Here is a 15,511-nt window from a genome sequence, read left to right as displayed (position 1 = left end):
GCGAGATTCCGTCCAGTCGCTGGATTACCCGGCCGGTCAGCGTCCATCTGGCATATGACGACGGCGTACCGCACACACCAACGACTGTGGTCTGAACCCGAACGGGGAAAGGGTACGTCGAGTAAGAGAAGGTTTCAGTCCTTGGCGTCGGAATGAAAGGGGTGAAACGGCCATTCCGTCGCGGAGCCATGCAACGACACTGCCTGATCCGAATTCCCCGCGCCAGCGACAGCCTGGCACAGCACCGAACCCTGGCGCACCCGCCATGTATTCGCTCCACAGCGGGAGGAAGTGCGCGCCCAACTGACAGTTCTACCAGCGAGTCAACCGCTCTCTTCGCATACTCCTAATCTCCATACAGACGAAGCATCCGGGACCACGAGGAACAACATGGCCACGCCACCCCAGCCCGAGAACGACTTGAGTACGAGTGGTAACAACAGGGAACTCCGGGCGCGCCTCGATGCAGGAGGTCTGCCCAACGTCGAATCGCTCGTGAAGCAAACACAATCCCACGATCGATCAGAACCCTTGGTCCCCAACCGAGGCCAAGAGCTTCCAGAACTGGACCAACCTGCGCCGAAATGGCGGCTCCGCCTCTCAAAACTGCTGTACGCAGCCTCCTTGAGCGTACGCAGAGGCACCGTATTGGCGGACTCCATGCGGTGGGTCTCGGAGCAGGCGGGGCAGCGGACATCCCGCGCCATGCAGATAATCTCACGTATGGCCGGTGCATCGGCAGCGAAGATCAAACCAGACCCGGAGCGACTCGCTCGTGCGACCGTGCCGCTCCGATCCTGGGCTGCTCGTAGCCTTCAGTCGGGGGCCGACTGGGTGAGGCCCACGACTCCGCGATCCTCCGAGTCCAATTCGAACCGCCTAATGCGGATCGAGCCGCGCCAGCAAACACCCCGGGCATCGGCGACAAGGAAGGCGCGTGCGCCGTTCCTGGATGGGGTAGACACCGGCCCGTCTCTCCATGACATGGTCGCCGGGGCGTCGCCGCACTTCGCGAGCAGGTCCGCCACGACTCCGGAGGTCAAAGGACCGGAGGCGACAGAATCGACGCGCCACGCGCGGACGCCTTCTGCAACCGTGCCGGCCGCCAGTATTTCCGAGGCCGCCACGCTGAGGTCCTCCGGCGTATCGCCGACGGCGAGTAACCCGCAGCAGCCCCCAAGCACCCGCCCTCCGTCGCCAGGCACCTCAAACCAGAATGCCCGCCAGGGTCGGTCGCCGCACAGCCGGTGAGGTTGCCTGCTTCCTCACCGACTTCCAAGCCCTGCTCGACACGGGCGACCAGAGCGTGTGCTGAGGATGCGCCCCGGCCGGACGTGGCTGGAAGAGCCGCCCCGTGCAGGGGTGACTTCACATGCGCACTGCTTCCGGCCTGCCACCGGCCAGGTCACGCAGTGTACTTGTGGAAGTGCCTCGGTTCAGGTCAGCGGCTTGGGTCTACGCTCGACCGCTCTCCCCGCTGCCGGTGGGCGGCATCCCGTTGGTCGGCCAAGCGCCGGCCGGTAGGCCGTCTTGCACACCGCAGCATGCCTCACGGGGGCTGTGCGGATACTCGCCGTGGCGCAGGCGACCGCCGCGTCGGGACGCGCTTCAACACAGAACAATCTGCCCCTTGCGTAGAGAACCATCGTTCTCTAGATTTGGAGAACGATGGTTCTCCGGGTGGTCAATCCTGGAGCCACCCATCGGAGCAGCGGAGCCAGTGCTCCCGGCAGCGTCCCGGATCCGTCACAGCCAGGCCAGGTCGTCGACACAGATACCGCAATACAGCCCCTTTCGGGGTGGGAAGCCCAAGGGGGCTCCGCAATGCTTCTCTCGTCCGTCTCATATCCGCACGCGCGGGTGCCTCCGGTCCGGCCCGAGAGCCATCCCCCTGCCGCCAAGTCGGCCTGCGCACCCCGCCCCTTCCGCGCGGACATGCCCCGGCACGGGGTCATCGTCCTCCCGGCCGAGGAATGCCACGTCCGCACGGCGCGCCACTTCGCGGCCGCGCTGCTGATCCACTGGGGCGTCGCCCGGCCCGACCAGGACTCCGCGCTGCTGATCGTCGGAGAACTCGCGGGCAATGCCGCCCAGCACGGGCGTGACGTGATGATGGTGAGCCTGGTGCTGCGGGGCCGCAGCATGTGCATCGAGGTCGCCGACTCCGGCATTCGTCCAGCCCTCGTCCATCCCCGGCGGCACGTTCCCGACGACGAACACGGCCGAGGACTTACAATCGTCGAAAACCTGGCGGACTGGACCGAGACCCATGAGGAATCATGCGGCCGTAGGGCCCGCGCCGGTCTCCGTATCTCTGTCACCATCCCCGACAACGGGCTGGAGGGCCGCAGGAGCATGCAATCCGGCCCACGACTGACTCGGCAGGGGAAGAACGGTTCCCGAGATGAGGTGACGGAGATGGAAGACGAAGAAGTGAAGCAGCGCATCCTCGACGCGGCGGAGAGCCTGTTCTACGGCCGGGGGATACAGGCGGTGGGGGTAGACGCGATCCGTTCCGCCTCCGAGGTTCCACTCAAGCGCCTCTACCGCATCTTCCCGTCCAAGGACGCCTTGGTCGAAGGCTACCTGCGGCGACGTGATGCCCGATGGCTATCCGCACTCGCCCGATATGTGGGGACCCAGGATTCGCCCACCCGACAACTTCTGGCCGTGTTCGACTGGCTCTTCGAGTGGTTCGGTGAGCCGGACTACCGCGGCTGTGGCTTCATCAACTCGTTCGGCGAACTGGGAGCGACTTCCCCGGCCGTCGCCGAGATCGCGAAAGCCCACAAGGAGGCGTTCCGGCAGTACATCGCCAACCTGGTGGCCGCGGCGGAGGCTCCCGCCTGGCTGGCTGACCAGCTTTTCCTCCTCGCCGAGGGGGCGATGACCACCGCGGCTATTTCCGGGTCGCCCGAGCCCGCCCGCCAGGCCAAGGACGCCGCACGCATTTTGCTGCGCAGTGCCCGCGAGGGTGTGAGTATCCTGCCCGAATGGGATGCTCCGGCTTGCCGGCCGTGATCACCGCCATCCATCGGGGAGGCCCCGACGCGGGGCGGCCGGACATCACCGCAGGGCCGCGGCCTGATGTCCGACCGGAGACGGTTTACACGGATTGCCCCCCAATCATGTGCAATCCGGGAGATCCGCCCTGCTTCCCTCGGCGCCGCCAGTTTCAGTCGGTTTTGTGGCGCTGGTAGTAGCGGGCGACGCGAGTTCGGTTGCCGCAGCGGGCGGCCGAGCACCAGCGGCGGCGCGGATGCGCGGGCAGGAACAGCATCACGCAGTCCTGGGCCTCGCAGACCCGGACCTTGAGAATCCTCGCATCGGCCAGTAGACCAGCGGCGTCCTCGGCGAACCGGGCGGCCAGACGCAGGCCCGGGGAGCCCTGACGGCGGGAGACGAGTGCGACCGAGGTGCCGTCGAGGGTCAGTTCACGGACGGCGGGTGCGGCCCGCAACGCTGCGTTGAGGCCGTTCAGGGCATCGGCGGGCGGCGCCTCACCACGCCGGGCGGCGTGTACGGCGGCGGCGATGTGATCGCGTACGGCCTGCACGGCGACCAGGTCGGCATCGGTGAGGGCCACCTCATCCACTGCAAGTTCCGGGAGTCGTTCGACCTGCAGCGCCAACCACGAGCGCAGCCGGGTGACGTCGGTGAGCAGGTCGACCGGACCGACGGCGGTGTTCGGGCGGGTGTTGACCAGGTCAATGGCCAGGGGCTCGCCGGTAAGCGGTGCGGGATCAACCACGCACCTAATGCTACACCGCTAAATTGACACGTTAGCTCGGTCTCGGCTATGACTAATGCATAACACGATCAATAACACGTGTGAAGCAAGGTTGCCGACCCGTCCGGTGCACCGCCGCGTCGAGGCGGTGGGGGTGGTCCACTACCGCGAATCGTTTCCCGAGCGAGCCGACGCCTGCGGTGACGAGGCGCACCGAGCGAGAGGAAGATCATGGATCTGCAGCACTGGCTCGGCCGAGCCACCCAGGCGATACAGGACTGGTCCGATGCCTTCGGCTCCTACCGGCCGCACCCGTCCGTCCTGGTCGACGACGACCGCTTCGCCGTGGCCTTCGAGGAGTTCACCGGGAGACTGAAGGACAACTACCCCTTCTTCCACCCGCACTACGCGGGACAGATGCTCAAGCCCCCGCATCCCGCCGCGGTAGTCGGCTACCTCGCCGCCATGCTGATCAACCCCAACAACCACGCCCTGGACGCCGGCCCGGCCACGGCCCGGATGGAACGCGAGGTCGTGGCGCAGCTCGCCGCGATGTTCGGCTACGACACCCATCTCGGACACCTCACCACCAGCGGCACGATTGCCAACCTCGAAGCGCTGTTCGTCGCGCGGGAACTGCACCCCGGCAAGGGCATCGCCTACAGCCAGGACGCCCACTACACCCACGGCCGCATGTGCCGCGTCCTGGGCATGAGCGGTCACTCCGTACGAACCGACAGCGGTGGCCGCATCGACCTCGACGTGCTGGAAGGCCTGCTGCGAACGGGGGAGGTCGGCACAGTCGTCCTCACCGCCGGCACGACCGGACTGGGCGCCGTCGACCCCATCCACGAGGCCCTGGCCCTCAAGGAGCGCTACGGCGTCCGCATCCACGTCGACGCCGCCTACGGAGGATTCTTCACCCTGCTGGCCGGCGCCGACGGCCCCGAAGGGCTTGCGCCCGAACCCTGGCGGGCGATCGCCCGGTGCGACTCGATCGTCGTCGACCCGCACAAGCACGGGCTCCAGCCCTACGGCTGCGGCGCCGTGCTCTTCCGCGACCCGCGGGTGGGCCGCTTCTACCTCCATGACTCGCCCTACACGTACTTCACCTCCACGGAGCTCCACCTCGGGGAGATCAGCCTCGAATGCTCACGCGCAGGTGCCTCGGCCGCCGCCCTGTGGCTCACCTTCCAGCTGCTCCCGCCCACTCTTGGCGGGCTCGGCCAGGTGCTGGCGGCCGGCCGACGGGCCACACTGAAGTGGGCGGATCTGATCACTTCATCCGAGCTCCTGGAGCTCTACCAGGAACCCGAACTGGACATCCTCACCTACTTCCCCATCGTTGACCCCATCACTCTGAGCGGCATAGACACGGCATCCGCCCGCATCCTCGCCGACGGCATGACCAGTTCCGACCCGGTGTTCCTGAGCACCCTCAAAGCCGGCCGTGAGGCATTCACCGCCCGCCACCCCGAGATCACCGCAGACGCCGACGGCGCTCGCATCCTCCGCAGCGTCCTGATGAAGCCCGAATCCGAGCACTACATCGAGCACATCCACGCCCGGGTGCAACAGGTCGCCCGGTCCCAGCGTCGACCTGTCTGATGCATGGGGTGCGACGCGCGCCGGACTTGTCGCCCTTTCTGCGGTGGGCTTGCTTCCACGCGTCCCGGACCGGCGCGCGGCTCAGCCTCTTCTGTTGTCTCCGCGCCTGCACAATCCGTGCCTCTCCCCGGGGGCGGAGGCACGCGCCCACTACATCTCGGGGCGCTACCGCTACCTGCACAAAGCCCTCCAGCAGCGGGGCGTGACGCCGGCCTTCTGGCTCCGGAGCGGCCGCGACCTGGCCGACCCAGCTCCTTGGACTCGCAGAGAATCAACCCGCTGGTTTGATGTCCGTGGGGCTGCTGTTCACGAGGAGCGCGGCGACGTCAGCGGGCGTGCAGAGCTTGGCTGTCGAGGCTGGAACGGCGTAGCCGTGCTCGGCCAGGAGGGGCTGGACTTGGCGAACGGACCTGGTGGGAGCTGCCGTTGACTCCAAAGAGCTGGGCGAGTAGGTCTCGAGTGGCGAGTCTGCGCAGGTTAGAGCACGGCGGCAGGACTCTGTCGGCAGTGGTGAGCTTGTCCTTGCCTCCTGCGCCGCGAGCACTGTGCGCTCACCTCCTTGCTGCTGGAGCCGTACTTTCTCTCGCTCACCCCGTGCCCCATCGGATCGCCCCGCTCGTCAGGTTCCACCGGGGCCGGCAGCGCGGGCCGCAGACCCGGACCAAGGTCCACGGCTTCTTCCGGCCACCACCGGGCCTGCAGACCCGTCCCAAAGCACTCCTCGCCCGCTGGGAACGTGTCCCACCCGCAATCCGCCCCGCCCTACCGGAGCTGTCGGCCATGAGGCGGCGCCTCCGCGAATGCTTCCGGCAATGCCCTTAAGGGACGACGTAACGGACGTTTGGGCATCCTGTGCTGCCTACGTATTGAGGTTGCGTGTCGTTGCGCGTTGGGTTCCGCCACATGGGTCGCCTGCTGCTCTCTCATTCGGAAGGCACTGATGTGAACGCTCGTACCGCTCCTGGGACCTCTGGACTTGGTATCGCGACAGCGCTCGTTACCTCCATGTCGGCTCTCGCCCTCACCGCGTGCGGCGTCATCGGCGACGGGAGCGGCAACTCCGTCGCCGCGAAGAAGGGCAACGACATCAGGGTGGGTCTTCTCCTGCCCGACCGGGACACAGCGCGCTACGAAAAGTTTGACTACCCGCTCATCAGAAAGGAGGTCGCGTCCGTCACCCACAACGACGGCGAGGTCGTCTACGCCAATGCCGGGGCGGACGTGGACAAGCAGAGCCGACAGTTCCAGCAGATGATCGACGACAAGGTGGACATCGTGCTGGTCGATGCTCTGGACGCCAAGGCCATTGCGCCCTGGGTGCAGAAGGCCAAAGACGTGGGCATCCCGGTCATCGCGTACGACAGGCTCGCGCAAGGCCCGATCGATGCGTACGTCTCCCATGACAACGAGTTCGTCGGTGAGGTGCAGGGCCGCTCCATCGTCGAGGTCCTCGGTTCGAAGGCGGCGACCAGCAAGAAAGTCGTCATGATAAATGGCGCGCCCGACGACCCGAATGCAGTACTGGTCAAGAAGGGTGCGCTCGGCGAGCTAGAAGGCAAGGTCAACATCGTCGCGTCGTACGACATCAACGATTGGCTGCCCTCAGTCGCCAAGGCGAAAATGAAGAAGGCGCTCCAGTCCGTTGGGTTGAGCAACGTGGCCGCCGTCTACTCGGCGAACGACGGTATGGCGGGCGCCGTCATCGACGCGCTGAAGGAGGCCGGTGCCACCCGCGTCCCGCCGGTGACAGGGCAGGACGCGGATCTCGCGGCGGTGCAGCGGGTCGTCTCGGGCGAGCAGTACATGACCGTGTACAAGTCGTTCTTGCTGGAGGCGACCGGCGCAGCGGATTTGGCGGTGGCGAAAGTCAAGGGCCGGGGAATCGAGTTCGATGCGCTGACCCCCGACAAGGTCGACAGCCCGACGGCGAGGAACATCCCGTCCATGCTGGTGCCGGTCGTCGCGCTGACGAAGGGCAACATCAAGGACACGGTAATCGCGGAAGGTGTCTACACCGTCAAGGACATCTGCACCCCGAAGTACGAGGCCGACTGTGCTGCGATCGGCCTGAAGTAGCATCCGCACGCATCAGGGCGGGCTCCCCTTGACATCCTCGACGGGCCGCAGCGTGTGCTCCGGCCAGCGCTGCCGGCCTGCCCTGGCCGATCCGGTCTGGTGTGGACGGCGGGTCACTGCGTGCACCCGGGTTCGGAGATGTCTGGTACCGCAACATCATCTTCGTGGCCTCGTGCAACGGTCTCGGGCGCGACGGAGCGCCCGGGCAGGCCGCGGACGAGGGCCGGATCACGCCCTTCGCGGGTTCGATGGTGGATGGATGTTCTCGTGCCAGGACACGCCCAGCCGTCAGTCGCTCCGCTCCGACAGCCGGCACGGCGAGCGCCATCCCAGCATGTGTATCGCGCAGCACAGCAGGGCGGCGGGGCTGCCCAGACCCACAACGTTGACGAGGACCGCGGGGTCGCGGCCAGCGAGTACGCCGGGGCGCTGCCGGCGACCGCCATCACGAGGTATCGAACGTACCGAGGGCGTTGGCGTGAAGCCCCCTGCCCTTGTGGTTACTCATGGATCCGCTCGGGGGAGTTCACTCCCCGCTATGCAGCCGGTCCCAGCAGGCTTCTCTCGCGGCGGCCCGATGCACAACCGTGACGTCCCCGAACGTTATCCATCGCTCAGCGTTAGGCTGTGCGTGTGCCCCGACCTGCCAATCCCCTCGTCCGCGAGAGGCTCCTCGACGCCGGACTGACCCTTTTCCATGCTCGCGGCATCAACGCGGTGGGCATCAAGGAGATCACGGACACGGCCGGTGTCCCAAAGGGATCATTCTACAGCTACTACGACAGCAAGAATCATTTTGTAGCTGCGGTCATCGACCACTACTGGTCCTCAGTCGTCCGTGATCAAAGCTTGCTCCTCACCGACACGTCGGCACCGCCGCTGCGCCGCCTCGTGGCATTCTTCGAGACCCTGACCCAGGAACACGCCCAGCGCGGATTCGCGCTCGGGTGCCTCCTAGGCAATTTCGCTCTCGAACTGACCGATGACAATGGGGAAGCACGGCAACGGCTGGCGGACATCATGGACCACTGGTCGGCCCTCATCGGTGCGTGCCTGGCACAGGCAAGGAGCACCGGCGCCGTCACCGCGAGCACCGAGACGACGGAACTGGCATCGATGATCATCGAGAGCTGGGAGGGAGCCGTCATGCGTGGCCGTGTCGACCGGAGCCGCGTTCCGTTTGATCGCTTCCTTACCGTGTCGCTGCCCCGTCTGCTGGGCGCGGCCCAGCTGTCCGTCTAGCGGCGAGCGCCTCCTGACCTGCTTTCTTGCCCCTCGCCGGACAGTCGGGGTGGGGTGTGTGCCCCTCCGAGTTTTTAACAGATGACTGGTCGCTTATTATTCGGGCAGGCTTCATCCACCTCTCTCGGATCGACACCGATCAGGAGTCCGACTCATGGCGTCCGACCGGACCAGCCCCTACGCAGAACCCTCCAAGCCTGCGCTTCCGGCCAGCGGCCTGCAGCTCGACCTTGCTCACACGGCCCTGGTCGTCACCGACCCGCAGATCGACTTCCTCAGCCCGGAGGGGGTCACCTGGGAGATCTTCGGCGCCAGCATCACCGACAACGACACGGTCGCCCACATCGGACAGCTTCTGGAGGCTGCCAAGACCGCCGGCATCACTGTGGCGATCTCGCCTCACTACTACTACCCGTCAGACGACGCCTGGCAGTTCGGCGGCCCTCTGGAGCAGTACATGCACAGCGTCGGCATGTTCAGGCGCCAGGGTCCGCTCCTCCTCGACGAATTCGCCGGCTCCGGGGCCGACTTCCTGCCCGCGTACCGTGAACACATCCTCGACGGCACCACTGTCATCGCCTCGCCGCACAAGATCGTGGGGCCCGAGTCGAACGACCTCGCCCTCCAGCTACGCAAGCGCGGCATCTCGCAGGTCCTGCTCGCCGGAATGGCAGCCAATCTCTGCGTCGAGGGCCACCTCCGTGAACTCGTTGAGCAGGGCTTCGAAGTGGTCGTCGTCCGGGACGCCACAGCCGGCCCACGGCTTCCGGAAGGCGATGGCTATCTCTCCGCCCTCATCAACTTCCGCTTCCTGGCGAGCGCCACCTGGACGACAGCCGAGGCCGTCACAGCGCTGCGGAACCGCCGATGACACCGTGGACGATCGCGCAGAGTCTCCAGACGCCCGAGCATGGCCGATCCGGCCGGTGGATCGTAGCGTCGCACCCAGCCGCGCCGACGGGTGCAGCGACGTCATCCACGGCCACAACACGCACCCGTGGAAGGCGCAGCACGTGGTATGAGCAGGGGAGAACGTGAATGGGGGAGCAGCTGCGCTTCGCTGTTCTGGGCCCCGTCCGCGCCTGGCGCGGACCGGACGAGGTCGACCTGGGATCCCCGAAGCAGCGGGCCGTCCTCGCCGCACTGCTGCTCGGCGAAGGCGCACAGCTCTCGGTCGAGACACTGGTCGACGCCGTCTGGGGGACCGGATCACCGGGTTCCGCGGTGAGTTCGCTGCGCAGCTATGTGTATCGGCTGCGTCAGCTGCTCGGGCCCCCGGCGATCCTTTCCGTGGGAGACGGCTATCAGATGTCCACCTGTGCCGACTCGCTCGACCTGACCGCTTTCCGGGTCCTCGTCGCACGGGCGGACCAGGCTCGACGCGACAACGACGGCAAGAGCGCCGCCCGGTACCTCAACGATGCCCTCGCTCTCTGGAAGGGGACAGCGCTGGCTGGAATCCGCGGCGAGTATGCCCAGGCCCAGCGCGAACGCCTTGACCGACTACGGCTTTCGGCGCTGGAGGAGAGTTTTGCGGTCCGACTCGACCTGGGCGAGCACACGGACGTCGCCAGGGAACTGGCCGCTCTGGTGGCCGAGCACCCGCTGGACGAACGGTTCCGGGAGATGCTGATGCTCGCCCAGTACCGGTCGGGACGCCAGGCCGAGGCACTCATGACCTACAGCGAGGCCCGCTCGATCCTCTCCGACGAGCTGGGGATCGATCCGGGACCTGCACTGCAGCACATGCATGAGCGCATCCTGCGGGCAGACGCCACGCTGACTATCCCACCGGCACCCACACACCCACCGCAGCCAGCTCCCCGCCGGACGACGCCCGCACAGCTCCCCGCCGATCTGCCGGCCTTTGTCGGGCGCGCGGCGCAGCTCGCCCAGGTCGACCTGATGCTCGACGGCGGCGACGGACTACCCGCCCACGTCGGTGTCGCAGTCATCACAGGCATGGCCGGGGTCGGCAAGAGCACCTTCGCAGTCCACTGGGCCCACCGCGTTGCCCCGCACTTCCCTGATGGCCAGCTGTACATCAACCTCAGGGGGTTCGACCCGGCCGGACTGCCGGTCTCCCCGGACCGGGCACTGCGCACCGTTCTCGAGTCATTCGGCAGCGAACCGATCAGCCTGCCGCAGGATGCCGACGCACTCGCGGCCTGCTACCGCACACAATTCGCCGGGCGGCAAGTGCTGCTCCTGCTGGACAACGCCCGCGACGCCCAGCAAGTGCGCCCGCTGATTCCCGCGAACCCCGGCTGCATGGTGATCATCACCAGCAGGAACCGACTGTCCAGCCTGATCGCCACCGACGGGGCCCGCCCCCTCCACCTCGACGTGCTCACCCTCGCGGAGGCGCGCGACTTCCTCGCACGCAGACTGGGCATCAGCCGGGCCGCTGCCGAGCCGGCAGCCCTCGACGAGATCATCGAACACTGCGCCCGTCTGCCACTCGCCCTGTCCATCGCCGCCGCACGCGCGCTGGCCCGCTCGGCCTTTCCCCTCGCGACTCTCGCCCATGAACTGGCCAACGGCCAAAGCCGTCTGAACACCCTGAGCGACTGCGACTCGGCAACCGACGTACGCGCCGTCTTCTCCTGGTCGTATCACGCCCTCACCCCCGCCGCCGCACGCCTGTTCCGGCTGATCGCCCTACACCCGGGCCCGGACACCTCGCTGGCCGCCGCAGCGAGCCTCGCCGGCCTGACCGTCCCGCACACCCAGCAACTGCTGAGCGAACTGACCGAAGCCCACCTCGTGGACGAACCCGTGCCCGGCCGGTACGCCCTCCACGACCTGCTGCGCGCCTACGCCGACGAGCTGACCGAGGCCATCGACACGCCGGACGAGCAGCACGCCGCCCGCCTCCGCGTCCTGGACCACTATCTGCACAGCGCGCACCGCGCAGGGCGGGCGTACTCCCCCGACCGGCACGCCATCGCGCTGCCCGCGCCGTCCCAGGGTGTCCAGACAGAGGAATTCCCCGCAGGCCCAGAACGCGCCGGGCCAGCCGCAGCCTGGCTCGACACCGAACAAGCCGTGTTGATGGCGGCCATCAGGACAGCGGCCGCCCATGGGTGTGACACGCACACCTGGCAACTCGCCTGGTCGATCGGCCACCACCTGGACCGGAAGGCACACTGGCACGACCTCGAAGCAACCCACTGCATGGCGCTGGAGGCGGCCAAGCGCCTTGAAGCCCCCTGTGCCCAGGCACATGCCCACCAGGGCCTCGCACGGGCCGCCGCCTGTCTGGGCCGGGTCGAGGAGGCACGCAACCACATGGAGCGTGCTGTGGAACTCTTCACTGCGGCCGGTGAGATCATCGCCTGCGCCGACAGCCACCGGGCGCTGAGCTGGGTGGCCGAGCAGCAGGGGGACCTGGAGGCAGCGCTGTTCCACGCCCAGCAGTCCCTCGCTCGGCATCGGGCGACCGGCGACCCTGGCCCGCGCACCGCTGCGGCGCTCAACGCCGTCGGCTGGTGCCACATACTGCTCGGACAGCACCAACAGGCGCTCGCCCACTGCCAGGAAGCTCTGGCCATAGCAGAGGTTCACCACCGTCCCTACCTCGCAGCCGACATCTGGGACAGCATCGGCCTCGCCCACCACCACCTGGGACGACATCCCGACGCCGTCGCCGGCTACGAACAGGCCCTCGCTCTGTACCGCCAAGTCGGCGTCCCCCATGCCGAGGCCGACACGCTGCGCCGCCTGGGGGACACCCACCTCTCGTCGGGCGGGGTGGAGCGGGCCCGCGCGGCCTGGACGCAGGCCCTCGCCGTTCTGGAACGACTCGACCATGATGACAAGGAGGCCGTCCGAGCCCAGCTCAAAGTCCTCATGACGAACCGGCCTTGTCGCTGACGCACCGGTAGAGCTCCTCCGCCGACTCGCCCAGACGAGGCCCGGCCAGCAAGATGTTGCCGGTCGGCCCAACAGATGTGTTGCTCACCAGCGCCAGCCCGCCGACCGAGCTACGGGCGAACCAGCCCCCAGAGAAGGTGCCGGTCACGGTGCAGCCGATCCGGTACAACACCGGCCGCCCGAAACGGTTCGTCAGACGTCCAGCCCTGTCACGGCACGAGAACATCCGCTCGCCATCGAACGGGGACGCGGCCGGATACCCCCAAACCGCCATGGCGCTGATACGCGTCGCCGACGGAGCGCCGAACCAGACCGGCGCCACCTGACCGATCACCTCCTGGAGCGACGCAGGCTCCTCCTGTTCGGTGCACATGCAGCGCGGCATCGGCGCACGAGGGGCCGCCACCGCCGCAGGAGTTCCCGTCAGCGACCCACTCCGGGGCGACCTCCGCCCAGGTGGCCCACCACGTTCCAAAGGCGCGATCTGGTCCGCGCCCCCATTCGGTCGGGCCGTTCCTTCAAGTCCGAAATTGTTGTACGAGGGCACGAAGACGATGTTGCGGAACCAGTCGCCACCGGCCTGGCCGTGCACACAACGACCCGCCGTCCAGACCAGCCCCGATCTGCCGGGGCGCGCCGGGTCCTCCACCACCGTGCCGGAACACACGCTCAGCCCCTCGGGGGTGTCGAAGAAGATCTTCCCCGTCACCGCGGTGGTGTCGTGTTGCGTCGCCTTCTGCGGCTGTACGGGCACCGGGTCGAGATCAGGGGCCGCTGTGCCGGAGTCCTCGCCGATGTCGTGCGACACACGAGTGTCCACGGACCGGGCCTGTGCCATGCGCTGAATGGTCCACAGCCCTGCCACGACGGGGTTGGCGAAGGCCGACAGCCGTCCTGAGGAATCGCAACCGGCAACCCCCGCCAGGACGAGCAGCAGCGCGGTGACGCATGCAACGACGCGTGCACGGCGGGCCAAGGGCATCCTTCAACTCGTGCGGTGCCCGGGGCGGGCGGAGACCACGCGGGGGAACGGGCCCACCCGCCCCGGAGATCAGGCGTCGCGATCGGACACGGTGCCCATTGCCCGCCCGATCGCCTGTCTTCTGCTGCGCGTTGTTCTGCCTGGCCGTCCTGCGCTCCAAGCCACAGGGTCGGCACAGCGTGCTGTGCGGCCTCCGAAGTGGAGCCGACAACCCTTTCTACGGAGCGGGCCTTGGCCGGGTTCTCCCGTAGCCGCCCGATGCGCAACCGTGACAAGCAACCACGCGGTGTCGGCCGGGCGCGAACCTCAACCGTCCCGGCTCGCCCCAGCGGCCAAGGGCCGCGACCACGATCTGAGCGCGACGAGCGGCCCGGTCGAGCACTCCGCTACCTTGAGTGACATGACATCATCGGCTGACCCACTGTCCGATGTCCTCGCCTCGTTGCACATAAGGGCCGGATCGCTGTCCGGTCTTGAGGCACGGGGCAGCTGGGCACTCCGCTTCCAGGTCCACGAGCACATCAAGATCGGGGCCGTACTCGACGGGAGCTGCTGGCTGAGCGTCGACCACGCCGAGCCGGTACGCCTCGAGGCCGGCGACTGCTTCCTCCTCGCTGCGCGAGAAACCTTCGCCCTCTCCAGTGACAGAAGTACGCCGCACCGCAGCGCCGAGGAGCTCTACCGGGCGGCAGACAGCCGCATTGTGCAGCTCGGGCACAACCTCGCAGCTGAAGCCCAGGAGCGGACACTCATCGTCGGCAGCAGCATCGACTTTCTCGACACCACCGTCGCCCTGCTGCTCGGCGGCCTGCCGCCCATGGTCCACATCCGGGCCGGAACGCCCCAGGCGCAGGCGATCCAGCCGCTGCTGGGCGTGTTCCTCGACGAGGTGAGCGCCGTGCGCGCGGGCACCTCGGGGATGTCGGACCGGCTCACCGAGATCCTCTTCATCCAGGCACTGCGAGCTGTCGTGGCGGCAGACGCGCCGGACGGTACAGCGCTGCCGGGCTGGCTGGGGGCCCTCAAGGACCCGCGCATCAGCCGAGTGCTGCTGTTGATGCACCAGAAGGCCGGCCGTCCATGGACGGTCTCCGCGCTCGGCGCCGAGGTGGGCATGGGCCGGGCGAGCTTCGCCGCCCGGTTCAAGGAACTCGTCGGACTGCCGCCGCTCGTCTATCTCCAACGCTGGCGGATCCTGGCCGCCGGCCAGGAACTGCGACGCGGCGAGCGGACCGTGGCCGCGGTGGCTGCTCAGTGGGGATATTCCTCTGAGAGTGCTTTGAGCACCGCCTTCAAACGGATCACGGGCATCTCCCCGGCTCAGTACCGCAGTGCCCCGGTGGATGCCGTGATCGCGAGGCGGGCCGACTGGCCCTCCCTCCCCTTCCGCGTCCCGACCGCATCAGGAACGCGCGCAGCTTCTCCGGACGCTTGATCATGGTCTGCCAGGTCGGCGGCTCGCATCGTGGCAGGCAGCCTTGCGGAGGGCCGCAGCGCCGTCAACGACAAGCGCACGGATCATCGGGAGCCGGAGTACGAGCAGACGCGGTCAGCGCACAGCCGGACCTCTGTCTCGACTGGTGCCAGATCGATGCCTCCGACCGGCCGCCCCTCAAGTCCTGACGTGCACGCGCATGCGGCCTGGGCACTCGCGTTGGCAGACTCCCGGCCGCAGGCTGAGCGTCTCGGGGAAGTGAGGCACGCCCCCACGCCGCCCGACACGGCACCTCGCCGCACTGACGCATCACCCAAGTACGTCCAGTACGAGGACGATGCGGCAGCCCGCCGATGCCCGCACCGCACCGGACGATGCGGAAACGCACCCCACTTCCCCCAGGCCGCTCAGCCGGGCCGGACTTTTCTCTCTGTACACGAGCCGTGCCAGTGGGGTGCAGGCCGGAGTACTAGTGTCCTGCGCCAGTAGTTGATCGTTAGAAGTTGCGTGACTTCTGCTGCTGGTGCGTCAGTTCCCCGTCGGGGCCCGAAGCTGGAACCGT

At 67.6% G+C, this 15,511-nt stretch carries 9 protein-coding genes and 2 pseudogenes; 8 read left to right on the top strand and 3 right to left on the bottom strand.

What is annotated here, in order from left to right; genetic code table 11:
* Nucleotides 1-1,668 precede the first annotated feature (1,668 nt).
* Nucleotides 1,669-2,268, top strand: a pseudogene (locus AB0I54_RS45545) (ATP-binding protein); the annotation flags it as partial.
* A gap of 150 nt (nucleotides 2,269-2,418) precedes the next feature.
* Nucleotides 2,419-3,021: a TetR/AcrR family transcriptional regulator gene (locus tag AB0I54_RS45540; protein WP_363302299.1), complete on the top strand. Its 603-nt coding sequence runs from the start codon at nucleotides 2,419-2,421 to the stop codon at nucleotides 3,019-3,021.
* A gap of 154 nt (nucleotides 3,022-3,175) precedes the next feature.
* Here AB0I54_RS45540 and AB0I54_RS45535 read toward each other — a convergent pair whose 3' ends face one another.
* Complete coding sequence (locus AB0I54_RS45535; RefSeq protein WP_363302290.1) at nucleotides 3,176-3,751, bottom strand: ABATE domain-containing protein; 576 nt, start codon at nucleotides 3,749-3,751, stop codon at nucleotides 3,176-3,178.
* A gap of 210 nt (nucleotides 3,752-3,961) precedes the next feature.
* Here AB0I54_RS45535 and AB0I54_RS45530 point away from each other — a divergent pair, with 210 nt between their 5' ends.
* Entirely contained in the window at nucleotides 3,962-5,338 is a 1,377-nt protein-coding gene (locus tag AB0I54_RS45530; RefSeq protein WP_363302289.1) for an aminotransferase class I/II-fold pyridoxal phosphate-dependent enzyme, read from the top strand.
* Between the two features lie 271 nt (nucleotides 5,339-5,609).
* On the opposite strand, the pseudogene AB0I54_RS45525 reads toward AB0I54_RS45530, so the two are convergent.
* A pseudogene (locus AB0I54_RS45525) lies at nucleotides 5,610-5,924 on the bottom strand (ISAzo13 family transposase); the annotation flags it as partial.
* 419 nt (nucleotides 5,925-6,343) lie between these two features.
* Here AB0I54_RS45525 and AB0I54_RS45520 point away from each other — a divergent pair.
* From AB0I54_RS45520 to AB0I54_RS45505, 4 genes are all read left to right on the top strand, one after another.
* The gene (locus tag AB0I54_RS45520) at nucleotides 6,344-7,414 is read left to right on the top strand and encodes a substrate-binding domain-containing protein (RefSeq protein WP_363302288.1); all 1,071 of its coding nucleotides are present in this window, start codon (nucleotides 6,344-6,346) and stop codon (nucleotides 7,412-7,414) included.
* 633 nt (nucleotides 7,415-8,047) lie between these two features.
* Nucleotides 8,048-8,656, top strand: coding sequence for a TetR family transcriptional regulator C-terminal domain-containing protein (locus AB0I54_RS45515; protein WP_363302287.1), 609 nt, complete (start codon nucleotides 8,048-8,050; stop codon nucleotides 8,654-8,656).
* A 154-nt stretch (nucleotides 8,657-8,810) separates the two neighbouring features.
* Nucleotides 8,811-9,527 carry a cysteine hydrolase gene (locus AB0I54_RS45510; protein ID WP_363302286.1) on the top strand — a complete coding sequence of 239 codons (717 nt, stop codon included), beginning with the start codon at nucleotides 8,811-8,813 and terminating at the stop codon, nucleotides 9,525-9,527.
* 167 nt (nucleotides 9,528-9,694) lie between these two features.
* Complete coding sequence (locus AB0I54_RS45505) at nucleotides 9,695-12,532, top strand: BTAD domain-containing putative transcriptional regulator (protein WP_363302285.1); 2,838 nt, start codon at nucleotides 9,695-9,697, stop codon at nucleotides 12,530-12,532.
* Here the strand turns inward: AB0I54_RS45505 and AB0I54_RS45500 are convergent.
* A complete protein-coding gene (locus AB0I54_RS45500) occupies nucleotides 12,507-13,508 on the bottom strand; it encodes a hypothetical protein (protein WP_363302284.1) in 1,002 nt (333 codons plus the stop codon). The genes AB0I54_RS45505 and AB0I54_RS45500 overlap by 26 nt on opposite strands.
* A gap of 406 nt (nucleotides 13,509-13,914) precedes the next feature.
* Here AB0I54_RS45500 and AB0I54_RS45495 point away from each other — a divergent pair, with 406 nt between their 5' ends.
* Entirely contained in the window at nucleotides 13,915-14,949 is a 1,035-nt protein-coding gene (locus AB0I54_RS45495; RefSeq protein ID WP_363302283.1) for an AraC family transcriptional regulator, read from the top strand.
* Nucleotides 14,950-15,511 lie beyond the last annotated feature (562 nt).

Source organism: Streptomyces sp. NPDC050625, from assembly GCF_040654755.1.
In the GTDB taxonomy this organism is placed as follows: domain Bacteria; phylum Actinomycetota; class Actinomycetes; order Streptomycetales; family Streptomycetaceae; genus Streptomyces.
Note: the sequence above shows the minus strand (reverse complement) of the source record. Positions and strands in the feature narration are given on the sequence as shown.

Bases quoted from the DNA above. Each gene is read 5' to 3' on its own strand.
- AB0I54_RS45540 (WP_363302299.1), top strand. From the start codon at position 2,419: ATGGAAGACGAAGAAGTGAAGCAGCGCATCCTCGACGCGGCGGAGAGC.
- AB0I54_RS45530 (WP_363302289.1), top strand. From the start codon at position 3,962: ATGGATCTGCAGCACTGGCTCGGCCGAGCCACCCAGGCGATACAGGAC.
- AB0I54_RS45520 (WP_363302288.1), top strand. From the start codon at position 6,344: ATGTCGGCTCTCGCCCTCACCGCGTGCGGCGTCATCGGCGACGGGAGC.
- AB0I54_RS45510 (WP_363302286.1), top strand. From the start codon at position 8,811: ATGGCGTCCGACCGGACCAGCCCCTACGCAGAACCCTCCAAGCCTGCG.
- AB0I54_RS45505 (WP_363302285.1), top strand. From the start codon at position 9,695: ATGGGGGAGCAGCTGCGCTTCGCTGTTCTGGGCCCCGTCCGCGCCTGG.
- AB0I54_RS45495 (WP_363302283.1), top strand. From the start codon at position 13,915: ATGACATCATCGGCTGACCCACTGTCCGATGTCCTCGCCTCGTTGCAC.